This is a genomic window from Streptomyces sp. NPDC091282, assembly GCF_044757385.1.
Classification (GTDB): Bacteria; Actinomycetota; Actinomycetes; order Streptomycetales; family Streptomycetaceae; genus Streptomyces; species Streptomyces gramineus.
In genome coordinates this window covers 672,295-693,098 of record NZ_JBIVUX010000002.1, presented here as the reverse complement: position 1 = coordinate 693,098, position 20,804 = coordinate 672,295, and the positions used below count along the sequence as shown (strand labels likewise).

Below are 20,804 nucleotides of genomic sequence, written 5' to 3'. Positions count from 1 at the left end.
GAGGCAGCGGGATGACGGAGGACCTACCCCCGGAGGGCTCCTCTGCTCCCCTGTGGGAGCGCGACGCGGAGATCACCGCCATCACCGACGCGCTCGACCTCCTGTGCGCCGACCGGTCCACCCCGGGAAACCTGCTGGTGCTGCGCGGCGAGGCCGGACTCGGCAAGACCGCGCTGCTGGCCGAGACCCGCCGCATCGCCGAACGCCGCCGCTGCACCGTGTGGTCCGCCCGCGGCGGCGAGACCCTGCGCAGCGTCCCCTTCAACGTCGTACGTCAGCTGCTCCAGCCGGCCCTGGTCTCCCTGCACCCCGACGAGGCCCGTGAGTACCTGGGCGACTGGTACGACATCGCCGGACCCGCCCTCGGCATCACCGACCCCGGCGAACGCCAGGCCGACCCGCAGGGCGTCTGCGACGGCCTGGTCCACGCGGTGCGCCGGCTGGCCAGACGCGACTGGCCGCTGGTGCTGCTGATCGACGACGCGCACTGGGCCGATCAGGAGACCCTGGCCTGGCTCGCCGCCTTCGTGGAACGCCTCGACGACCTGTCCGTGCTCGTCCTGGTCGCCCGCCGTCCCGGCGAGGTCGGCGGTGACAGCGCCCGCTACCTCGACACCGTGGCCGCCGCGGCCGCCAACCCCGTGCGCAACCTCAGCGCCCTCACCCCGGACGCCACCGCCGGACTCACCCTCGCCACCCTCGGCGCGCACGCCGACGCCCCGTTCTGCCGCGAGGTCTGGGCCGTCACCGGCGGCAACCCCTACGAGACCGTCGAACTCCTCGCCAAGGTCCAGGACAGCGAGGTCGAGCCGGTGGAGGCCCGGGCCGGCGAACTGCGCGCCCTGAACCGGTCGGCCCGCGGCGGCGGACTCGTCACCCGCCTCGAAGGCCTCGGCATCGACGCCACCCGGTTCGCCTGGGCCGCCGCCATCCTCGGCACCGGCATCTCCGTGGACCTGGTGGCCCAGCTCGCCACCATGACCATGGAGGACGCCGAGCGCTGCGCCGAACTGCTGCGCACCGCCCGTATCCTCACCGTGCCCGACCCGGCCGGCTCCCGCTCGCACGTCGGCGACCTGGAGTTCGTCCACCCGCTGATCGCCAGCGCCGTCTACAACTCCATCCCGCCGGCGATGTGCACCGCCATGCACGGCATCGCCGCCCAGATCGTCATCGACGACGGCCGGGGCATCGCCGAGGCCTCCCGGCATCTGCTGAAGGTGCACCCGGACGACGACGAGGAACTCGTCCAGCAGCTGCGGGACGCGGCCAAGGAGCACCTCGCCGTCGGCGCCCCGGACGCGGCCCGCCGCTGCCTGGAACGCGCCCTGCTGGAACCGCCGCTGCCCGAGGTGCACGCGCGCGTGCTCTACGAACTGGGCTGCGCCACCCTGCTCACCAAGCCCGCCGTCACCATCGGCCACCTGCGCAGCGCGCTCGGCATGCCCGGCCTCGGCGGCGCCGAACGCGTCGACGCGGTCTTCCGACTGTCCCAGGCCCTCCTCCACAACGACCAGCTGGAGGAGGCCGTCCGCACCGTGGAGGCGGAGGCCGCCCGGCACGAGGAGGGGCCCGCGAAACTCCGGCTCCAGGCCGTCCAGTTCATGTGGGAGGGCATCGCGGGCGAGGCGGTCTCACCGCACCGCTCCGAACGCCTCGGTGCCCTCGCCGACACCTGCACGGGACGCGACAACTCCGAGCGCGCCCTGCTGATGCTGCGCGGCTTCGACCTGCTCATACAGGGGGAGAACGCCGAAGAGGTCGTCGAACTGTGCGACCGCGCGCTGGTCAACGGCCGGCTCGCGCCCGGACTCGGCTGGACCGACACCGAGTGGGGCATCGAACTGCTCCTGATGCTCGCCAACGCCTACGTCTACACCGACCGCCTCGACCGCGCCGAGAGCCTCTACAACGAGGCCCTGCGCGCCTACGAGTCCTCCGGCTGGAGCGGCGGCCACCTCGCCCTCGCCCATGCCTACGTCGGCCTCGGACACCGCAGGCGCGGCCGGCTGCGGGACGCGGAGACGTCCCTGCGCGAGTCCCTGCGGATCGCCGAACGGGTCGGCCGCGGACTGCCCCTGTACTGGACCGCCACCTGCAACCTCGTCGACACCCTGCTGGCCCGCGGCCACGTCGAGCGGGCCTGGGAGACGGCCGAGCAGTACGGCTTCGCGCCGCCGTACCCCTCCACGATCGTGATGCCGGACCCGCGGTCCGTGCGCGGCCGGCTGCTGCTCGCCGTCGGCCGCACGAAGGAGGCCGTCAACGAACTGGAGGCGGCGGAGAAGGCGGCCTCCGCGCGCGGCCACTTCAACCCGGTGGTGGTGCCGTGGGCGCTCGACCTCGCGCGGGCCCTCGCGGTGGAGGACCCGACGCGGGCCGCACAGCTGTCCGCGGACGCCCGCCGGCAGGCCGAGCGGTTCGGCACGGACACCGCCATCGGCGAGGCGCTGCGGTGCGCCGCCGCCCTGGAGACCGGGCAGCGGCAGGTCCGGCTCGCCTCGCAGGCGGTGGCCTACCTGGAGGCCTCGCCGTGCCAGTACGAGCACGCGGCCGCGCGCGTGGAGTACGGGATCGCCGCCCGGTCGGTGGTGGAGCTGAACCGGGGCCTGGCGCTGGCCCGTTCGTGCGGCGCGGACGGGCTGGCCGCCCAGGCGCGCGAGGTGCTGGACACGGGCCGGGGACTGCGCTGACGGACACCGGGGACGCCTGCCGGCCCGCGCGCCTGCCGGAGTGCTACAGGGCCAGGAGCTGACCGGTCACCGTCGTCAGACGTCTTCGGACGTCCTTGTCGTACGTCGCCGCGTGCGCCCGCGCCGGTTCGGTGCCGTCGAAGTAGCCGCCCGTCCCCAGGTCCCGCGTCGCCAGCGCGACGACGCCCGGTGCGCCGTCCGCCACCGTGTTCCAGGGCGCCACCCCGCCCTCGCGCACCATCGCGGTGTCCATGAAGGTCGCCGGGTGCAGCACGTTGACGGCCACACCGGTGCCCGCCAGCTCGTCGGCCAGGGCGAAGGTGTGGGCGGCCAGCGCGAACTTCGCCCGGCAGTAGGCCGCGAAGCCCTGGTAGCCGCGGGTGAACTCGGGATCGTCGAAGTCCAGCGGTTCCTGGCCCGCCGAGCCGACGTTCACGATCCTGGCGGGCGTGTTCGCGCGCAGCACCGGCAGCAGGGCGCGGGTGAGGACGACCGGGGCCAGGAAGTTCACGGCCAGCCGCAGCTCGTGGCCGTCCGCGCTCAGCTCCCGCCCGGTGCCGGGCGCACCGGCGCCGACACCCGCGTTGTTGATCAGCACGTCCAGGTCGGGACGCGCCTCGGCGACCCGCGCCGCCAGCTCGCGGACCTGCGCCAGCGAGGCCAGGTCCGCGACGAAGCCCGCCGCGTCGCCCTCGGCGCGCAACTCCTCGGCCAGCGCCGCGGTACGGCCCGGATCCCGGCCGTGCGCGAGGACCGTGTGCCCGGCGCGCACCAGCTCGAAGGCGACGTACCGGCCGAGACCCGAGGTGGCACCGGTGATCAGAACAGTCGACATGACGCCAGCGTAGGCACGGCCGCCCGCCGGATGCCGCACCCTGCCGGGACTACGACCGCCAGGATCACCCTGCCTCCTCCGCCAGCGCCCGCTGGGTCGTGGCGAACGCCGCGTTGGCCGCCGGGACCCCGCAGTACACGGCCGTCTGCAACAGGACCGCGCCGATCTCCTCCGGCGTGAGCCCGTTGCGCCGGGCGGCCTTCACGTGCAGGGCCAGCTCGTCGTGGTGGCCGTGCGCGACCAGCGCGGTGAGGGTGATCATGCTGCGCTCGCGGCGGGTGAGGGTCGGGTCGGTCCAGATCTCGCCCCAGGCGTAGCGCGCGATGAAGTCCTGGAAGCGGGCCGTGAACGGCGTCTGGCGGGCCTGCGCGCGGTCCACGTGCGCGTCGCCCAGCACCTCCCGGCGCACCGCCGTGCCCCGGCCCGCGGGGCCGTCCAGGTGCGGGCGGAGCGCGGCGAGGACGCCGTCGGGGCACTGCGCGGGTGCCAGGTGGGCGGCGCCGGGCAGCTCGACCAGCGTGGCCGCCGGTACCGCGTCCGCGATCTCCCGCAGGTGCGGCGGCGGGGTCGCCGGGTCCCGCCGGCCCGCGATCAGCAGGGTCCGCACGGCGATCTCGCCGAGCCGGTCGCGCAGGTCGAAGGCGGCCAGCGCGTCGCAGCAGGCGGCGTACGCCTCCGGATCCGCCGTCCGCTGGTCCTCGACCAGGCGCGGCACGCTGAAGCCGGGCGTGAACCAGCGGGCGTCCGCGGTCCCGGCGAGCCATGCCACGCCCTCCCGGCGCACCCGCGCGGCCCGCTCCTGCCAGGGCCTGGACCCGCCGAAGTGGGCGGAGGAGCAGATCACGGCCAGGCTCTCCAGCCGGTCCGGGTGGTGGACGGCCAGGTGCAGGCCGACCGCGCCGCCCAGCGACACCCCGGCGTAGCCGAACCGCTCGATGCCGAGCGAGTCGGCGAGCGCCAGCACCAGCCCGGCCAGGTCGCCGACGGTCGCTCCGGCCCTGACCAGGCCGGGCGCGGCACCGCCGTGTCCCGGCAGGTTCCAGCGCACCACCCGGTGGCGGGCGGACAGTTCGGGCGCCACGGTGTCCCACAGCGCGTACGAGGTGCCGAGCGAGGGCCCGAGCAGCAGCGGGGGAGCGGAAGAGGGGCCCTCGGCCCGGTGGTCGAGCAGGTTCTCGGTCAACGTCGCTCCAGGGCACGGTCGGTGAGGACGCCGGCGGAGCCGGTGTAGCGGGCCGGGTCGGTCAGGTCGTCGAGGTCGACGTCTTTGAGTGCCGAGTCCCGCGCCGAGGCCTCCTCGGCGAGCAGGTCGCGCAGCGGGCGCCGCTCGGCGTGGGCGCGGCGGGCCAGTTCGGTGAGCAGTTCCCGGGCCCGGTCCCGGCCGAGCAGGGCGGCCAGTTCGGCGGCCAGCCGCTCGGAGACGACGAGCCCGCGGGTGAGGTCCAGGTTCCGGCGCATCGCGTCCGGGTGCACGCGCAGCCCCTCCGTCAGCTCCGCCGTGTCCCGCGCCGCGCCCCCGACGGTACGCAGCAGGTCCCGCAGCGGCTCCCACTCGGCGTGCCAGGCACCGGCCGGCCGTTCGTCCTCCGCGACCACCGAGCCGTACAGGACGGCGGCCAGCTGCGGGGCCCGCCGGGCGGCGGCCGCCACCAGCGTGGCCCGCACCGGGTTCGCCTTGTGCGGCATCGCCGACGAGCCGCCTGTGCCGCCCTCGGACAGCTCGCCGGTCTCGGTGCGGGACAGCGTCAGCACGTCGACGGCGACCTTGCCCAGCGCTCCGGCCGCGAAGGCGAGGCACCCGGCCAGGTCGGCGACCGGCGTCCGCAGGGTGTGCCAGGGCAACAGGGGCTCGGCGAGGCCGAGTTCGCGCGCGTAGGCGGCGGGCAGCTGTTCGGGCCGGTCCGCGCCGTAGGCGCCGAAGGCCGCCAAGGTGCCCGCGGCGCCGCCGAGTTGCGCGGGCAGCGCGGCCCGGACCCCGGACATGCGGTCGCGGGCGTCGAGGACCAGGGAACGCCAGCCCGCCGCCTTCAGCCCGAAGGTGGTCGGCACGGCGTGCTGGGTGAGCGTACGGCCCGGCATCGGCGTGTCGCGGTGCTCGGCGGCCGTCCGGGCCAGCGCCTGCCCGATGCGCCCGAGGTCGGTGAGGATCAGGTCCAGGGTGCGGGCGGCGACCAGCATCGCCGCCGTGTCCATGATGTCCTGGCTGGTGGCGCCGCGGTGCACGAAGGGGCCGTACTCCGCTCCCGCCGCCGCCGTCAGGGCGGCGACCAGGGGGATGACCGGGTTGCCGCCGGCCCGGGCGCGCTCCGCGAGGGCGGTGACGTCGAAGCGGTCCGGATCGGCCGCCCCGGTCACCGCCGCCGCGGCCCCGGCCGGGGCCAGCCCCAGCGCCGCCTGGGCGCGGGTGAGGGCCGCCTCCGCGTCCAGCAGGGCCCGCAGCCAGGCGTCGTCTCCGGTCGCCGACGCGGCGGCCGACCCGGCCCACCCGGGTCCGAGCAGCCCGGCGTCACCGCCGCCGTACCCCACTGTTGTCACTGGAACTCCAGGAAGACCGTCTCGCCCTCGCCCTGAAGGCGGATGTCGAAACGGTAGGTCCCGCGGCCCTCGTCGGCGGCGACCAGCGTGTCGCGCCGCGCGCCGACCCGGGCCAGCAGCGGGTCGGCGGCCAGCGCCGCCTCGTCGCCCGGCAGGTAGACGCGGGTGAACAGGTGCACCAGCAGGCCGCGCGCGAACAGGCAGACGCTGAGGTACGGCGCGCTGCCGCCGCGGGCGCCGGGCCGCAGCGTCCGCGCGTACCAGTGCCCGTCGGCGTCCGTCTGGATCCGGCCCCAGCCGGTGAACTCCACGCCGTTGCGGCCGAGCGGGTCACCGGTCGCCGGGTCGCGGCGGATCGATCCGTCGGTGGTGGACATGTTCCCGTCAGGATCGGCGCCCCACAGCTCCACGAGCGCGTCGGGCAGCGGGGCGCCCGCGCCGTCCAGGACGTAGCCGTGGACCGTGATCGTGTCGGGGTGCCCGAGGGGCGCGATGTCCTCGCCGCCGAGGAAGGGCAGCGCGTAGCCGTAGAACGGGCCGACGGTGTGCGACGGAGTGGGCCGCACGGTCCCGGGGCTGCTCGGGTCGGTCTTCGTCATGGCAGGTCAGCGCCCTTCTTCGAGCCAGGTGGCGTGCGGGCCGTCCAGCACGATGTCCCAGTGGTAGCCCATCGAGAACTCCGGCACCGACAGGCTGTGGTCGTAGGCGGCGACCAGGCGCTGCCGGGCCGCGTCGTCCGTCACCGACTGGATGATCGGGTCGTACGGGAACAGCGGGTCGGCCGGGAAGTACATCTGGGTCACGAGCCGCTGGGTGAAGGCCGTGCCGAACATCGAGAAGTGGATGTGCGCCGGACGCCAGGCGTTGAGGTGGTTGCGCCAGGGGTAGGGGCCCGGCTGGACGGTGGTGAAGCGGTATCCGCCGTCGGCGTCCGTGAGCGTGCGGCCGGCGCCGGTGAAGTTCGGGTCCAGCGGGGCGTCGTGCTGCTCGCGCCGGTGGGCGTAGCGGCCCGCCGCGTTGGCCTGCCAGATCTCGATCAGCTGGCCCCGGACCGGCCGGCCGTCCCGGTCGAGCAGCCGCCCGGAGACGGTGATGCGCTCGCCGATGGGCTCACCGCTGTGCTGCCGGGTCAGGTCGTTGTCGGTGCCGGTGATGTCCCGTTCCCCGAAGGCGGGGGAGTGGAGCTCCACCAGCTCGGGGTCCTCGCCGGTGTCGACGGCGACCGGCGGCTGCCGGGGATGGCGCAGGACGGAGGACCGGTAGGGGGCGTAGTTGCGGCGGGGATGGTGCTCGATCGGGGCGCCGCCGGCCACGCGCTCGGCGTAGGCGGCGCGCGCCGCCGCGATCTCCTGGTCGATGTCGTCCTGGGTGAGTGTCATGGAGGGTCCTCGGTGGCGCGCCGTGACGGCGGGGCGATCGGACAGATTAATCAGCGCACTGACTATTTCGGCGAGACGCCCTCACGCTGCCACTGGCGCCTAAACACGTCAAGAGCTGGGACGACAGGAGACGGATCGACGGACAGAGCGCGGCGCAGGCGCGTATCGTTCAGTGCACCAACCGATTTGTCAGCATCATCCGATCCCGACCTTGGGGGCGCGCATGGCCGCCGTGGACCTCACCACCCACCCCGGGCACCTGGCCCGGCGGCTCCAGCAGGCCCACTACCTGCTGTGGAACACGATGGTCTCGGAGGAGATCACCTCACCGCAGTTCGCCGTCCTGAACGCCCTCGTCGCCGAGCCGGGACTCGACCAGCGCACGGTGGGGGAGCGGGTGGGGCTGGACCGGTCGACCATCGCCGAGGTCGTCGCCAGGCTCGGCCGGCGCGGGCTGCTCGACAAGGTCCGCGACCCGCAGGACGGCCGCCGCTTCCTGCTGCGCCTCACCGGCGACGGCCTGCGCACCCACGGCAGGCTCGCCCTGCGCACCGCCCGCATGAACCAGGTCTTCCTGGCCCCGCTCTCGGCCGAGGAGCAGGCCCGGTTCTTCGAGCTGATCCGCCGGGTCTCGGACGCGGCGGAGGAACTGCGCGACCCCGGGCAGCCGCTCGTCCCGCAGTCCTAACGCGCCGCGAACACCACCCACACCTGGCCCGTGGCGAAGTCCACCGGAGCGCCGTCCGCGCCGGTGAACGTCGTGCCGTCGGCGGCCGTGCGCCGGGTCCAGGTGGCCTCGAACGACCGTCCGTCCCGCAGCACTTCGGCCTTCCCGGTGCCCACCGTCTCGGTGTACGGCGTGTAGTTGCCGAGCACGTCGTGGTACGCCGAGGTGCGGACCCGCACGTGCTGCACCACGACCGTCGCGGGCTCCAGCCGCCGGCCGGCCGCTGTCGGGGTGGGAGCGCCGTCCATCGACACCAGCCAGCGCTTACGGTCCGCGGACCAGGTGAACGTGAAGCGTGCCGCCGGGTACCGCACGGTGCGGGCGGCGGTGACCGTGCCGCCGGCCGGGGCCGGGCCATGGCGGAAGCCCGTGGTGAGCGCCGCCTCGCCGGGCGGGCCGGACATCAGGCGGGCGGGGCGCAGATACAGGTTGTGCGGGGCCGCCCTGTCGCCGCCCCGGTAGAAGGCGGCGGACGCCGTGTCGGGGGTCTTCGGCCGCAGCGGTGCCCGGTCGATCAGCGGCAGGAGCTTGTGCTGGGCCCCGGAGAAGGCGAGCGTCGGGCCGTCGAACTGGCGCAGCAGCTCCAGATCGGACTCGCGGGCGCTGCGCACCGGGCCGACGACCTCGGGCAGCCTGGTCGCGTACACCGCCATCAGGCGGCTGAGCCCGCCCTCCACCTGCTCCGCGTACACCACGTCGGCCGCGTCCAGCCCGGTCTGCGGGCGGGCCGCGGCCGCGTTGTCGATCTTCACGGCCAGGACGGACCCGGTGCCGGCGGAGTGCCGGCCGTCCGGCCTCGCGCTGCCGTCCGGCGCAGGGCTGCCGTCCGGCGCGCGTCCGTCGTCCGGGCCGCCGTGCCGGGTGCAGCCCGCCGTGAGAGAGGCCGTCAGCACGGCCGCGGCCAGTGCGCCTCTCAGCACGCTCCGGCGCGTCGGCGCCGTGTCTCGCATGCCCACCGTTGCCACCCCGTTCGTCCCCTTGATTGTGTGCTGATCGGTTCACCGGTGGCCATACCCGGTCGAAACCGATCACGCACCGCCGCACGGCCCGCCGGGGCCGGCACGGCGGCGAAGGGCCCCGGAGCCGCGAGGCGGACGGGAACGGCCGGACGGCACCTCGCGGACACGGCCTAGGAGCCGAGGATCTCCGCGAGGTCGTACCGCACCGGTTCCTCCAGCTGGGCGTAGGTGCAGCTGTCCGGGGTGCGGTCAGGACGCCAGCGGCGGAAGCGAGCCGTGTGGCGGAAGCGGGCGCCGTTCTCCATGTGGTCGTACGCCACCTCCGCGACCCGCTCGGGCCGCAGCGGCACCCAGGACAGGTCCTTCTTGCCCGACCAGCGGCTCGGCGCGCCCGGCAGCCGCGCCGACTCGTGGGCGGCCTCCTCGGCCCAGGCCGCCCACGGATGCGCGGAGACGTCGTCCAGACGCAGCGGCTCCAGCTCCTCGATCAGCTCGGCCCGCCGCTTCATCGGGAACGCGGCCGAGACGCCCACGTGCTGGAGGGCGCCCCGGTCGTCGTACAGGCCGAGCAGCAGCGAGCCGACCACCGGGCCGCTCTTGTGCAGGCGGTAGCCCGCCACCACGACGTCGGCGGTCCGCTCGTGCTTGATCTTGAACATGGCGCGCTCGTCCTGGCGGTACCGCAGGGTGAGCGGCTTGGCGATCACCCCGTCGAGCCCGGCCCCCTCGTACTGCTCGAACCACCGCCGGGCCACCTCCACGTCCGTCGTCGCGGGCGCCAGGTGGACCGGCGGGGTGACGTCGGCCAGCGCCGTGGTCAGCAGCGCGCGGCGGTCGGTCAGCGGAGCGTCCAGCAGGGACTCGTCGGCCAGCGCCAGCAGGTCGAAGGCGACGAACGAGGCGGGCGTCCGCTCCGCGAGGGTCCGCACCCGGGAGTCCGCCGGATGGATCCGCTCGGTCAGCGCGTCGAAGTCCAGCCTGCCCTCCCGCGCGATCACGATCTCCCCGTCCAGCACGCACCGGTCCGGCACCCGCTCCGCCAGCGCCGCGACCAGCTCGGGAAAGTACCTGGTCAGCGGCTTGCCGGTGCGGCTGCCCAGCTCCACCTCGGCGCCGTCCCGGAACACGATCGCGCGGAAGCCGTCCCACTTCGCCTCGTACTGCATGTCCGGCGGGATCGCCGCCACCGACTTGGCGAGCATCGGCTTGACGGGTGGCATCACCGGCAGATCCATGCCACGACTCTACGAGCGGACCCCCTGCCGCGCGCGGCGGATTCCCCGGCCCAGGTCCCCGCCGGCCGGGCGCAACCGATGTGCGCGGGGCGGGCGGTCGGCCTACCGTGGCGGCATGGGCGAAGCGGTGGAACTGGAGGTGGCCGGCCGGACCGTACGGCTGTCCAGCCCGGACAAGGTGTTCTTCCCCGAGCGCGGTTTCACCAAGCTGGACGTCGCCCGCTACTATGCGGCCGTCGCCCCCGGCATCCTGCGCGCCCTGCGCGACCGCCCCACCACCCTGCAGCGCTACCCGGACGGTGTCGAGGGCGAGTGGTTCTACCAGAAGCGCGCGCCCAAGGGCATGCCCGACTGGATCCCCACCGCCCACATCACCTTCCCCAGCGGCCGCAGCGCCGACGAGATGTGCCCCACCGAGGAGGCCGCCGTGGTGTGGGCCGCCCAGTACGGCACCCTCACCTTCCACCCCTGGCCGGTGCGCCGCACCGACGTCGACAGCCCCGACGAACTGCGCATCGACCTCGACCCGCAGCCCGGCACCGACTTCGCCGACGCCGTCCGAGCCGCCCACGAACTGCGGTCCGTCCTGGACGAGTTCGGCGGGCTGCGGGGCTGGCCCAAGACCTCCGGCGGCCGGGGACTGCACGTGTTCGTGCCCATCGAACCGCGCTGGACCTTCACCCAGGTACGGCGCGCGGCGATCGCCCTGGGCCGCGAGCTGGAACGCCGGATGCCGGACCGGGTGACGATCAAGTGGTGGAAGGAGGAGCGCGGCGCCCGCATCTTCGTCGACTACAACCAGACCGCCCGCGACCGCACCATCGCCTCCGCCTACTCCCTGCGGCCCCGCCCCGACGCCCCGGTCTCCGCGCCGCTGCGCTGGGTGGAGGTGGACGACGTGCAGCCGGACGACTTCGACCTCGTCACCATGCCGGCCCGCTTCGCCGAAGTCGGCGACGTGCACGCCGACATGGACGACCACGCCTACTCCCTCGACGCGCTGCTCGAACTCGCCCGCCGCGACGAGCACGACCACGGCCTCGGCGACCTGCCCTACCCGCCGGAGTATCCGAAGATGCCGGGCGAGCCCAAGCGCGTCCAGCCGAGCCGCGCCCGGCCCGAACAGCCCTCCTGACGAGGGGAGTCGGCGCATCCCGCGGGTCCTGCCGCGGTCCGCCCGGCCCCGGCGGCGCCGCCCGTCCGGGGCTATGCTGATCGTCAGCCGCCGACGAGGAGGGCCGAGGTGTCCGAGGCAGTGTCGCGCCCCACCCTGGAGGCCGTGGCCGCACGGGCCGGGGTTTCCCGGGCCACCGCGTCACGGGTGGTCAACGGCGGGGACGGGGTGCGCGAACCCCTCGTCGAGCGGGTCCGCAGGGCGGTCGAGGAACTCGGCTACGTCCCCAACCAGGCGGCCCGCAGCCTGGTCACCCGGCGGCACGACGCGATCGCCGTGGTCATCGCCGAGCCCGAGACCCGGATCTTCACCGACCCGTTCTTCGCCCTCCAACTGCGCGGCATCAGCAAGGAACTGACCGCCCACGACAACCAGCTCGTGCTGCTGCTCACCGAGGGCCGGGACGACCACGCGCGCGTGGCCCGCTACCTCACCGGCGGGCACGTCGACGGCGCGCTCGTCTTCTCGCTGCACCTCGACGACCCGCTGCCCGGCCTGATCGACGGCTCCGGAGTCCCCGTCGTGTTCGGCGGCCGGCCCGGCTGGAGCGACGGCGGCGACAGCGCCGTGTACGTCGACTGCGACAACCGGGGCGGTGCCCGGGACGCCGTACGCCATCTCGCAGGCCTCGGCCGGACCCGGATCGCGCACATCACCGGGCCCCTGGACCAGACGTCGGCCGCCGACCGCCTGCAGGGCTACCGGGACGTCATGGACGCGCTGGGCGAGTCGGATCCGCAGCTGGTCGTGGCGAGCGACTTCACCCCGGCCGGCGGCGAGCACGCCATGGGCGAACTCCTCGACCGCCGCCCCGACGTCGACGCCGTGTTCGCGGCCAACGACCTCACCGCGCTCGGGGTCCTGCGTGTGCTGCGCGAACGCGGCCGCCGGGTGCCCGAGGACGTGGCCGTGATCGGCTTCGACGACGTACTGCCCGTCACCGAGCGCAGCGAGCCTGCGCTGACGACGGTCCGTCAGGACATAGAGGAGATGGGACGCTTGATGGCCCGCCTGCTGCTGGCCTCGCTGAACCGCACCGCTCCCGGGACGGACCCGCCGTCCAGCGTCGTCCTGCCCACGACACTGGTACGGCGCGCCACCGCCTAGGGCGCGTCGGCCCCGGCCTCAGCCGCGCGGCTCGCTCCTGATCACCGCGAACCGGGCGCCGTACGGGTCGGCCAGCTTCGCCATCCAGCCCACACCCTCCAGCGTGGTCGCCGGCATCCGCACCCTGCCGCCGGTCTGCTGCGCCTTCTCCACCACCGCGTCCGGGTCCTCGACCTCGAAGTACGGCAGCCAGTAGGCGCCGGTCTGCGCCTCGGCCGGGTCCTCGGCGAGCGGGACCATGCCGCCGAACACCGAGTCGTCGTCACCGTCGGCCGGGTTGACACAGGTGTAGGTGCCCCCGGGGAACGGCACTCCGGAGGTCTCCAGGCCCAGCACCTTGTGGTAGAAAGCGGCCGCCGCCGCGATGTCCGGGGTGTACAGCTCGACCCAGCACAGCGCACCCGGATCGCTCGCCGCCTCCACGCCCTTGGTCGCTCCGGGCTGCCAGATGCCGAAGGTCACGCCCGCCTGGTCGGAGAGGACCGCCAGCCGGCCCCGGTCCATCACGTCCATCGGCTGGGCCAGGACGCTGCCGTGCGCCTGCTCGGCTGCCTTCGCGGTGGCCTGCGCGTCCTCGCTCTTGAAGTACACGTTCCAGCTCGGCGGGCCCTGTTCGGGAGTGGTCTGCATGCCGCCGGCGACGGTCCGGCCGTCCAGCCGGAAGAAGCCGTAACCGCCGGCGTCCGGTCCCGCGGACTGGAACTGCCAGCCGAAGAGGCCGTTGTAGAAGGAGACGGCGCCGTCGATCTCGGGGGTGCCGAGGTCGATCCAGTTGGGAGCGCCGTCGACGAAACGGGTGGTGAGCATCATCGCCCTCCTCGGAAGGGGTCCGTGCGTTGCAGAGCCGAGTCTTCCACCGCCCACTGACAATCGCTGCCCGAGCACGCCCACCGGATCTCCCTTACCGTGGGTCACTGGACGTCCGCGCCGAGTTTTCGTTCCGTTCCGCGCGCCGCCGTGCGCGGGCGTGGTGCCGTCGCGCATGATCGATGCCGCCGAGGTCCGTCGCGGGCCCGTTGAGCGGGCGTTGATCGAACGTTTTTCGCCGCACGGCACGATCCTGGCCATGCACTTCGACACCACGATCCCGTCCCGCACGCCCGTCCCGGTCTGGCACGCGCAGGCGCTGTGCGCGCAGACCGGAGCGGACTTCTTCTTCCCCGAGCCCGGCAGCTCGGTACGCGAGGCGAAGCGCATCTGCGGTATGTGCGAGATGCGTTCGGCCTGCCTGGAGTACGCGCTCGACAACGACGAACGGTTCGGCGTCTGGGGCGGCCTGTCCGAGAAGGAACGGCTCGAACTGCGGCGCGCCGCCCGCTGATCCGCGGCCGGCGGCGAAAACCCGGTGGGATCCTGCCACCGCACCGGGCTAGGCTCCGGGCACGCGACCGGACGTGGCGCAGAGACAGGCGCACCGCCCTGCCAAGGCGGGCACGCCGGTTCGGATCCGGCCGCCCCGCCCCCTTCCCGGTGGACGGGCCCCGCCGCGAGGCAGGCCCGTCCGCGCGGGGTCAGGCGCCGGCGCGGGCCGCCATGCGCGCCTTGCGGGCGGCCAGCTTCTCGTCGAACTTCAGGGCCTCCGCGTCCAGGCCGCCCATGAACAGGCCGAGTTCCTCCTGCGCCCGCAGGCCGTCCGGGCCGAGGCCGTCGATCTGCAGGACCCTCAGGTGGCGCAGCACCGGCTGGATCACGTCGTCGTGGTGGATGCGCAGGTTGTAGACCTCACCGATGGCCATCTGCGCGGCGGCCCGCTCGAAACCGGGGATGCCGTGTCCCGGCATCCGGAAGTTCACCACGACGTCCCGCACCGCCTGCATGGTCAGGTCCGGGGCGATCTCGAAGGCAGCCTTGAGCAGGTTGCGGTAGAAGACCATGTGCAGGTTCTCGTCGGTCGCGATCCGGGCCAGCATGCGGTCGCAGACCGGGTCGCCGGACTGGTGGCCGGTGTTGCGGTGCGAGATGCGGGTCGCCAGTTCCTGGAAGGCGACGTAGGCGACCGAGTGCAGCATCGAGTGCGCGTTGTCGGACTCGAAGCCCTCGCTCATGTGGGACATCCTGAACTGCTCCAGTTTGTCCGGGTCCACCGCGCGGGAGGCGAGCAGGTAGTCCCGCATCACGATGCCGTGCCGGCCCTCCTCCGCGGTCCAGCGGTGCACCCAGGTGCCCCAGGCGCCGTCCCGGCCGAACAGCGAGGCGATCTCGTGGTGGTAGCTGGGCAGGTTGTCCTCGGTGAGCAGGTTCACCACCAGGGCGATCCGGCCGATCTCGGTGACCTTGGACTGCTCCTTGCCCCACGCCTCGCCGTCCTCGAAGAGGCCGGGGAAGTTACGGGCGTCGGACCACGGCACGTACTCGTGCGGCATCCAGTCCTTGGCGACCTTCAGGTGGCGGTTCAGCTCCTTCTCGACCACTTCCTCCAGGGCGTACAGCAGCCGCGCGTCGGTCCAGGCGGACGAGCTGCCGAGAGGGGGAGAAGTGATCGTCACGAGAACTCCAGGGGGACGCCGAACAAGAGCGGATGAACGGGAGTGAACCGGCGAGCGGTGCCGGAAACCTACGTGATCGTAGGCTACGAATCCGTAGGTTACGAAGCCGTAGGTTAAGTGCGCTGTAAGGAGTGCTGATCAGGTGCTGTGCCGAGGGCGAATCGGGACATGCCAAGCAGCCCCGGGACCCGCAGGTCCCAGGGCCGGGGGAGTGAGACGACCACCCCGTCAGACGTACAACTCCCGCAACCGCACCGAGAGGCACGTCACACAGCCCTCTAGCTTCTCGAACTCCGAGATGTCCACCGTCACCACCTCGTGGCCGAGGTCGGTCAGCAGGTCCGCCGTCTTCGGCGCGCTCGCCGACATCAGCAACGTGCCGCTGCCCAGCAGCACCACGTGCGCGCCGGCCTCCTCGGGCACCGCGAGGAAACCCGGGAACAGCGAGGGCCGGTCCACGTGCGGGATGTGCCCGAGGACCGTGCCGTCGGGAAGCGCGGTCACCGCCGACTTCAGGTGCAGCACCTTGCTCACCGGCACCGCGACGACCCGGGCGCCCAGCGGCTCGAACACCGCCCGCAGCTGCTGCACCCCGGCCGCGTTGGTCCTGCCGCCCCGGCCGACGTAGAGCGTGTCACCGGCCTTGAGGACGTCGCCGCCCTCCAACGTGCCCGGTTCCCAGATCCAGTTGACCGAGCAGCCGAGCCGGGCCACCGCCTCCTCGACCCCGGCGGTCTCCGCACGCCGGGACTCGGCGCCGGGCCGGGTGATCAGCGCCACGTTCCGGTACATGACGACCGTGTCCTCGACGAAGACCGAGTCCGGGCAGTCGTCCTCCGGTTCGACCTCGATGGTCTCCCAGCCGTGCTCGCGCAACGCCTCCGCGTACGCCTCCCACTGGTCCAGGGCGAGCTCGACGTCGACCTTCTCCCGCTCGATGTGCGTCACCAGACCTTCGGCGAGGCGCGGGCTGGGACGACGGATGAGGGCCTTCTTGCTGGGCACGACGGGTCTCCGGGGTCGGCGGCGTGGTCCGGCGCCCCGATTCGGCGACACCGGACGGCCATCATGCAGCGCGGTTCCGTGCGGACAAAACCCTCGTTGTCAGGCTGTGCCCCTCCTGAGACTCGCCACCTCCTCCGGTGTGGTGTCCGTCAGCTCCCCGTCCGCCATCAGCAGCCAGCGGGTGATCCCCGCCGACTCCAGGAACGGAAGATCGTGACTGGCCACGATCAGCGCGCCCTGGTAGGACTCCAGGGCCGAGGTGAGCTGCCGCACGCTCGCCATGTCCAGGTTGTTCGTCGGCTCGTCGAGCATCAGCAGCTGCGGGGCCGGTTCGGCCAGCAGCAGCGCGGCGAGCGCCGCACGGAAGCGTTCGCCGCCGGAGAGCGTGGCCGCCCGCTGGTCGGCGCGGGCGCCCCGGAACAGGAAGCGGGCCAGCCGGGCCCGGACCCGGTTGTTGGTGGCGCCCGGCGCGAACGCGGCCACGTTCTCCGCCACGGTCAGCTCGCCGTCGAGCACGTCCAGCCGCTGCGGCAGGAAGCGCAGCGGCACGTGCGCGTGCGCCTCGCCCGCGACCGGCTCCAGCTCGCCCGCGATCGTGCGCAGGAGCGTCGTCTTGCCCGCGCCGTTGCGCCCGACCAGCGCGATCCGCTCCGGCCCGCGCAGATCGAGGATCCCCCGCACCCGTGAGCCGTGCGCGAGTTCCAGGTTCTCCAGCGTCAGCACGCCGCGGCCCGGCGGTACGGCCGTGTGCGGCAGGTCGACGCGGATCTCGTCGTCGTCCCGTACCGCCTCCACCGCCTCGTCGAGCCGTTCCCTGGCCTCGCTGAGCCGCTCCTCGTGCATGATGCGGTGCTTGCCCGCGGACTCCTGCGCCGCCCGCCTGCGCGCCCCCATGACGATCTTCGGCTCGCGTTTCTGCTCGTACATCTTCTGCCCGTACCGCTTGCGGCGGGCCAGTTTCACCTGGGCGTCGGACAGTTCGCGTTTCTGCTTGCGGACGTCGGCCTCCGCGACCCGCACCATCCGTTCGGCCGCCTCCTGTTCGACGGCGAGCGCCTCCTCGTACGCCGAGAAGTTGCCGCCGTACCAGGTGATCTCCCCGGCCCGCAGGTCGGCGATCTGGTCGACCAGGTCGAGGAGTTCACGGTCGTGGCTGACCACGACCAGCAGACCCGGCCAGGACGCGACGGCCGCGTACAGGCGCTTGCGGGCGTACAGGTCGAGGTTGTTGGTGGGCTCGTCGAGGAGCAGGACGTCGGGCCGGTCGAGGAGCAGCGCGGCCAGCCGCAGCAGCACCGACTCGCCGCCGGAGACCTCGCCGACGGTCCGGTCGAGCCCGATGTGCCCGAGCCCCAGCTCGCCGAGGGTGACCTGGGCACGCTCCTCGACGTCCCAGTCGTCGCCGAGCGTCTCGAAGTGCGCCTCGGAGGCGTCGCCGGCCTCGATGGCGTGCAGCGCGGCCCGGCGGGCGGCGATGCCGAGCGCCTCCTCGACCCGCAGCGCGGTGTCGAGGGTGACGTTCTGCGGGAGGTAGCCGACCTCGCCGGCCACCTTCACGGTGCCGCCGGACGGGGTGAGCTCACCGGCGACGAGCTTGAGCAGGGTGGACTTGCCCGATCCGTTGACGCCGACGAGACCGGTCCGGCCGGGACCCACGGCGAGGTCCAGGCCGTCGAGGACGGCCGTGCCGTCGGGCCAGGAGAAGGAGAGGGACGTACAGGTGACGGATGCAGACATGGGCGCCTCGCGGTTGCTTGCGGTGTCGGGGACAGACGTGTGCCGAGACACCGCGGGACAGCAGCCGGGGCAGAGGGGAGATGCCTGTGCCGGAGGACGGCTCGCACGCCGAGGTCGAACGCCACGGACACACCTCACGGGTGTGACGCGGTGTCTCGAATCCCTCAGACGAGCAACGTCCTTCTCCTATCGACGGCAACAGAACCGTCGACCAAGCTAGGAGGCCGCCGACGGGGTGTCAACGCAATTAAGGGCGGCGCCCCCGCTCCACCTGCGTGTCGGATTCCTGCCAGCCCCGGTGCCGCCGGGGATGGTTGAGTCGTCCGCATGACGAACCTGAGCACCCTCCGGGAACCCGCCCTCGCCTTCCACGCCCTGCACGTACCGGGGCGTCCGCTCGTGCTGCCGAACGCCTGGGACGCGATGAGCGCCCGGCTCGCCGAGGACGCGGGCGCGGCCGCGGTGGCGACCACCAGCGCCGGGCTCGCCTGGGCCCTCGGCGCGCCCGACGGCGACCGGCTGGACAGGGACCGCGCGGTGGAGGCGGTCGCGCGGATCGCCGCCGCGGTGCGGGTGCCGGTGAGCGCCGACGTCGAGAGCGGGTTCGCCGAGGATCCGGACGGCGTCGCCGACACCGTCCGCGCGGTGCTCTCGGCGGGCGCCGTCGGCGTCAACATCGAGGACGCGCGCTACGACGGCGCGGGCAACGGGTCGCTGCGGCCGGTCGCCGAGCAGGCCGGGAGGATCGCGGCCGCCCGTGCGGCCGCCGACGAGGCGGGCGTGCCGCTCTTCGTCAACGCCCGGATCGACACCTTCCTGCGCGCCGCCGGGGGAGTGGCCGACACCCTGGAACGGGCCGCCGCCTACCGCGGCGCGGGCGCCGACGGGATCTTCGTCCCCGGCGTCACCGACCCGGAGACGGTCGCCGCGCTCGTCGCGGGCGTCGACGGGCCGCTCAACGTGCTGGTCGGCCCCGGCGCGCCGCCCGTCGCCGAGCTGGCCGCCCTCGGCGTGGCCCGGGTGAGCGCCGGTTCGGCCCTGGCCGAGGCCGCGCACGCGACGGTCCGCCGCGCCGCGCGGGAGCTGCTGGAGGCGGGGACCTACGGAGGGCTCGCGGAGGGGCTCGGCTACGGCGAACTCAACGCGCTGCTGGGCAGGTAGGGCAGGGTCAGCAGGCGTCCCGCATCAGTTCGGCCAGGTCCTGGTCGAGGTCCAGCCGGAGATGTTCGAGGTCGGCGGGGACCAGGTCGCCGGTCGCCTCCAGGAACCGCCGGATCTCGCCCGTGCGCACATGGATGACGGCGGTGCCCTCGGGGGCGTGGAACTCCAGCACGGTCCGGTCGTAGCCGTACGGGCGGACCCGCACGTCGCCCTTGCCCTCCGGGGCGTCGAGGCCGGCGGTGAGCAGCTCGCGGGAGAACGTCCAGCAGACGTCGACGCCCTCCAGGGTGGCCGGGGCGGGGAAGGTCATCCGGACGGCGAAGGGGTCCTCGCTGTCGTAGCACAGGCTGGCGGGGATGCTCGGCATCCGCGGCGAAGCGGCGACCAGACGGGCCTCTACGGGCTGCTCGATGACAGTGGACAAGGCCTTGCTCCCTAGCGACGGCTGGACGAATTTCCCGGGCGTGTGAGACCTGGCACTGGGAGAGACGACGGAAGCGCCCGATCCGTGCACGCGGGAGGCGAGTGACCTCGGTCACCGGGCGCATTCACACCCGGGACTTACCCGGGCGGCGACGGCCGGGCCCTCTGGACGGCACCGGGCCGGTGGGCTAACTTCCCGCGCCATGAGGCGCTTGGGGAGCACGCGACGGTCAGGGCGGACGGGACGGACGAGCCGGACGGTGACGGCGGGAGTGGCGTGCGCGGCGGCGCTGGCCGCGCTGACCGCGGGTTCCGCGCACGCGGCCGCACCGGCACCGCACTGGGCGCTCAAGAACACCGGCACGCCGGACGTGCGGTTCCGCGGTCTGGCCGCCGTCGACCGGCACACCGCGTGGCTGGCCGGAACCGCCGGCACGGTGCTGCGCACCGGCGACGGCGGCACCACCTGGCACAACGTCTCGCCGCCGGGCGCGGGCGACCTGCAGTTCCGGGACGTCGAGGCGTTCGACGCGCGCAGCGCGGTGGTGCTGGCGATCGGCGAGGGCGAGGCGTCCCGTGTCTACCGCACGGACGACGGCGGGGCGAGCTGGACCGAGTCGTTCCGCAACACCGACCCGGCCGCGTTCTACGACTGCATGACCTTCTTCGACCGCCGGCACGGCCTGGCCATGAGCGACCCGGTGGACGGGAGGTTCCGGATCCTGTCCACCGGCGACGGCGGCCGCTCCTGGCGGGTGCTGCCCGACACGGGCATGCCGGCCGCCCTGGACGGCGAGGCGGGGTTCGCGGCCAGTGGTCAGTGCCTGGTCGCCTCGGGGCCCAAGGACGCCTGGCTCGCCACCGGCGGCGGCGCGCACGCGCGCGTGCTGCACACCGCCGACCGCGGTCTGACCTGGACCGCCGCCGACACGCCCGTCCCGGCCGGCGACCCGGCCAAGGGCGTGTTCGCCCTCGCCTTCCGCGACCGCGCCCACGGCCTCGCGGTCGGCGGCGACTACCGCCCCGACCAGACCTCCCCGCGGGCCGGTGCGGTCACCCGGGACGGCGGCCGCACCTGGCGGTCCGCGCCGACCCCGCCGCCCGCCTACCGCTCCGGCGTCGCCTGGCTGCCGCACAGCCGCACCGCCGCCCTCGCCGTCGGCCCCACCGGCACCGACCTGACCACCGACGGCGGCAGCACCTGGCGGACCGTCGACACCGGGTCGTACGACACCGTCGACTGCACCCCCGACCTGAGCTGCTGGGCCGCGGGCGAGCAGGGGCGGGCGGCACGTCTGGAGCGGTGACGGGCGGGTACCCGGTGGCGGCCACCCACGCGGGGACACGG

At 73.9% G+C, this 20,804-nt stretch carries 19 protein-coding genes; 7 read left to right on the top strand and 12 right to left on the bottom strand.

From position 1 onward, the window contains the following. The first annotated feature begins 11 nt into the window (after nt 1-11). Nucleotides 12-2,693 (top strand): AAA family ATPase, encoded by a 2,682-nt coding sequence (locus ACIQOE_RS10240; protein ID WP_365557503.1) that lies wholly within the window; start codon nt 12-14, stop codon nt 2,691-2,693. A gap of 43 nt (nt 2,694-2,736) precedes the next feature. Here ACIQOE_RS10240 and ACIQOE_RS10235 read toward each other — a convergent pair whose 3' ends face one another. From ACIQOE_RS10235 to pcaH, 5 genes are all read right to left on the bottom strand, one after another. Then, nucleotides 2,737-3,528, bottom strand: coding sequence for an SDR family NAD(P)-dependent oxidoreductase (locus ACIQOE_RS10235; protein ID WP_401410856.1), 792 nt, complete (start codon nt 3,526-3,528; stop codon nt 2,737-2,739). Between the two features lie 64 nt (nt 3,529-3,592). Then, entirely contained in the window at nt 3,593-4,711 is a 1,119-nt protein-coding gene (gene pcaD, locus ACIQOE_RS10230) for a 3-oxoadipate enol-lactonase (protein WP_401410854.1), read from the bottom strand. After that, entirely contained in the window at nt 4,708-6,054 is a 1,347-nt protein-coding gene (gene pcaB, locus ACIQOE_RS10225) for a 3-carboxy-cis,cis-muconate cycloisomerase (RefSeq protein ID WP_401411567.1), read from the bottom strand. The genes pcaD and pcaB overlap by 4 nt, the downstream gene beginning before the upstream one ends. Before the next feature lie 5 nt (nt 6,055-6,059). Continuing rightward, a complete protein-coding gene (gene pcaG, locus ACIQOE_RS10220; RefSeq protein WP_401410852.1) occupies nt 6,060-6,662 on the bottom strand; it encodes a protocatechuate 3,4-dioxygenase subunit alpha in 603 nt (200 codons plus the stop codon). A gap of 6 nt (nt 6,663-6,668) precedes the next feature. Next, entirely contained in the window at nt 6,669-7,442 is a 774-nt protein-coding gene (pcaH, locus tag ACIQOE_RS10215) for a protocatechuate 3,4-dioxygenase subunit beta (protein WP_401410850.1), read from the bottom strand. Between the two features lie 223 nt (nt 7,443-7,665). Between pcaH and ACIQOE_RS10210 the strand changes: the two genes are divergently transcribed. After that, on the top strand, nt 7,666-8,130 hold the full coding sequence (locus ACIQOE_RS10210) for a MarR family winged helix-turn-helix transcriptional regulator (protein WP_401410848.1): 465 nt from the start codon (nt 7,666-7,668) through the stop codon (nt 8,128-8,130). Here the strand turns inward: ACIQOE_RS10210 and ACIQOE_RS10205 are convergent. Further along, the gene (locus tag ACIQOE_RS10205) at nt 8,127-9,119 is read right to left on the bottom strand and encodes a DUF3048 domain-containing protein (protein WP_401410847.1); all 993 of its coding nucleotides are present in this window, start codon (nt 9,117-9,119) and stop codon (nt 8,127-8,129) included. The two genes, ACIQOE_RS10210 and ACIQOE_RS10205, sit on opposite strands and share 4 nt — an antisense overlap. 179 nt (nt 9,120-9,298) lie before the next feature. Further along, a complete protein-coding gene (locus ACIQOE_RS10200) occupies nt 9,299-10,363 on the bottom strand; it encodes an ATP-dependent DNA ligase (protein WP_401410845.1) in 1,065 nt (354 codons plus the stop codon). Nucleotides 10,364-10,478: 115 nt separating this feature from the next. On the opposite strand from ACIQOE_RS10200, the gene ligD reads away from it, so the two are divergent. Together ligD and ACIQOE_RS10190 are read left to right on the top strand one after the other, a co-directional pair. Continuing rightward, nucleotides 10,479-11,498 (top strand): non-homologous end-joining DNA ligase, encoded by a 1,020-nt coding sequence (gene ligD / locus ACIQOE_RS10195; protein WP_351314695.1) that lies wholly within the window; start codon nt 10,479-10,481, stop codon nt 11,496-11,498. 108 nt (nt 11,499-11,606) lie between these two features. Then, nucleotides 11,607-12,644 (top strand): LacI family DNA-binding transcriptional regulator, encoded by a 1,038-nt coding sequence (locus ACIQOE_RS10190; protein ID WP_351314692.1) that lies wholly within the window; start codon nt 11,607-11,609, stop codon nt 12,642-12,644. An 18-nt stretch (nt 12,645-12,662) separates the two neighbouring features. Here the strand turns inward: ACIQOE_RS10190 and ACIQOE_RS10185 are convergent, their stop codons facing one another. Further along, nucleotides 12,663-13,451, bottom strand: coding sequence for a VOC family protein (locus ACIQOE_RS10185; RefSeq protein ID WP_401411565.1), 789 nt, complete (start codon nt 13,449-13,451; stop codon nt 12,663-12,665). 259 nt (nt 13,452-13,710) lie between these two features. Between ACIQOE_RS10185 and ACIQOE_RS10180 the strand changes: the two genes are divergently transcribed. After that, entirely contained in the window at nt 13,711-13,965 is a 255-nt protein-coding gene (locus ACIQOE_RS10180) for a WhiB family transcriptional regulator (protein WP_351314689.1), read from the top strand. 190 nt (nt 13,966-14,155) lie between these two features. Here ACIQOE_RS10180 and ACIQOE_RS10175 read toward each other — a convergent pair whose 3' ends face one another. From ACIQOE_RS10175 to ACIQOE_RS10165, 3 genes are all read right to left on the bottom strand, one after another. Beyond that, nucleotides 14,156-15,130, bottom strand: coding sequence for an acyl-ACP desaturase (locus tag ACIQOE_RS10175; RefSeq protein WP_351314686.1), 975 nt, complete (start codon nt 15,128-15,130; stop codon nt 14,156-14,158). 228 nt (nt 15,131-15,358) lie between these two features. Next, on the bottom strand, nt 15,359-16,135 hold the full coding sequence (ddaH, locus tag ACIQOE_RS10170; RefSeq protein ID WP_351314683.1) for a dimethylargininase: 777 nt from the start codon (nt 16,133-16,135) through the stop codon (nt 15,359-15,361). Between the two features lie 99 nt (nt 16,136-16,234). Beyond that, complete coding sequence (locus ACIQOE_RS10165) at nt 16,235-17,872, bottom strand: ABC-F family ATP-binding cassette domain-containing protein (protein WP_399013325.1); 1,638 nt, start codon at nt 17,870-17,872, stop codon at nt 16,235-16,237. Between the two features lie 327 nt (nt 17,873-18,199). On the opposite strand from ACIQOE_RS10165, the gene ACIQOE_RS10160 reads away from it, so the two are divergent. Then, nucleotides 18,200-19,033, top strand: coding sequence for an isocitrate lyase/phosphoenolpyruvate mutase family protein (locus ACIQOE_RS10160; RefSeq protein WP_365568389.1), 834 nt, complete (start codon nt 18,200-18,202; stop codon nt 19,031-19,033). Between the two features lie 7 nt (nt 19,034-19,040). On the opposite strand, the gene ACIQOE_RS10155 is transcribed toward ACIQOE_RS10160, so the two are convergent. Then, on the bottom strand, nt 19,041-19,457 hold the full coding sequence (locus tag ACIQOE_RS10155) for an SsgA family sporulation/cell division regulator (RefSeq protein WP_401410842.1): 417 nt from the start codon (nt 19,455-19,457) through the stop codon (nt 19,041-19,043). A gap of 202 nt (nt 19,458-19,659) precedes the next feature. Here ACIQOE_RS10155 and ACIQOE_RS10150 point away from each other — a divergent pair, with 202 nt between their 5' ends. Further along, nucleotides 19,660-20,763 (top strand): WD40/YVTN/BNR-like repeat-containing protein, encoded by a 1,104-nt coding sequence (locus ACIQOE_RS10150; protein ID WP_401410840.1) that lies wholly within the window; start codon nt 19,660-19,662, stop codon nt 20,761-20,763. The last annotated feature ends 41 nt before the right edge of the window (nt 20,764-20,804 follow it).

Bases quoted from the DNA above. Each gene is read 5' to 3' on its own strand.
- ACIQOE_RS10160 (WP_365568389.1), top strand. From the start codon at position 18,200: ATGACGAACCTGAGCACCCTCCGGGAACCCGCCCTCGCCTTCCACGCC.
- ACIQOE_RS10185 (WP_401411565.1), bottom strand. From the start codon at position 13,451: ATGCTCACCACCCGTTTCGTCGACGGCGCTCCCAACTGGATCGACCTC.
- ACIQOE_RS10165 (WP_399013325.1), bottom strand. From the start codon at position 17,872: ATGTCTGCATCCGTCACCTGTACGTCCCTCTCCTTCTCCTGGCCCGAC.
- ACIQOE_RS10205 (WP_401410847.1), bottom strand. From the start codon at position 9,119: ATGCGAGACACGGCGCCGACGCGCCGGAGCGTGCTGAGAGGCGCACTG.
- ACIQOE_RS10180 (WP_351314689.1), top strand. From the start codon at position 13,711: ATGCACTTCGACACCACGATCCCGTCCCGCACGCCCGTCCCGGTCTGG.
- ligD (WP_351314695.1), top strand. From the start codon at position 10,479: ATGGGCGAAGCGGTGGAACTGGAGGTGGCCGGCCGGACCGTACGGCTG.
- ACIQOE_RS10200 (WP_401410845.1), bottom strand. From the start codon at position 10,363: ATGGATCTGCCGGTGATGCCACCCGTCAAGCCGATGCTCGCCAAGTCG.
- pcaH (WP_401410850.1), bottom strand. From the start codon at position 7,442: ATGACACTCACCCAGGACGACATCGACCAGGAGATCGCGGCGGCGCGC.
- ACIQOE_RS10240 (WP_365557503.1), top strand. From the start codon at position 12: ATGACGGAGGACCTACCCCCGGAGGGCTCCTCTGCTCCCCTGTGGGAG.
- ACIQOE_RS10210 (WP_401410848.1), top strand. From the start codon at position 7,666: ATGGCCGCCGTGGACCTCACCACCCACCCCGGGCACCTGGCCCGGCGG.
- ACIQOE_RS10235 (WP_401410856.1), bottom strand. From the start codon at position 3,528: ATGTCGACTGTTCTGATCACCGGTGCCACCTCGGGTCTCGGCCGGTAC.
- ACIQOE_RS10150 (WP_401410840.1), top strand. From the start codon at position 19,660: ATGAGGCGCTTGGGGAGCACGCGACGGTCAGGGCGGACGGGACGGACG.
- pcaG (WP_401410852.1), bottom strand. From the start codon at position 6,662: ATGACGAAGACCGACCCGAGCAGCCCCGGGACCGTGCGGCCCACTCCG.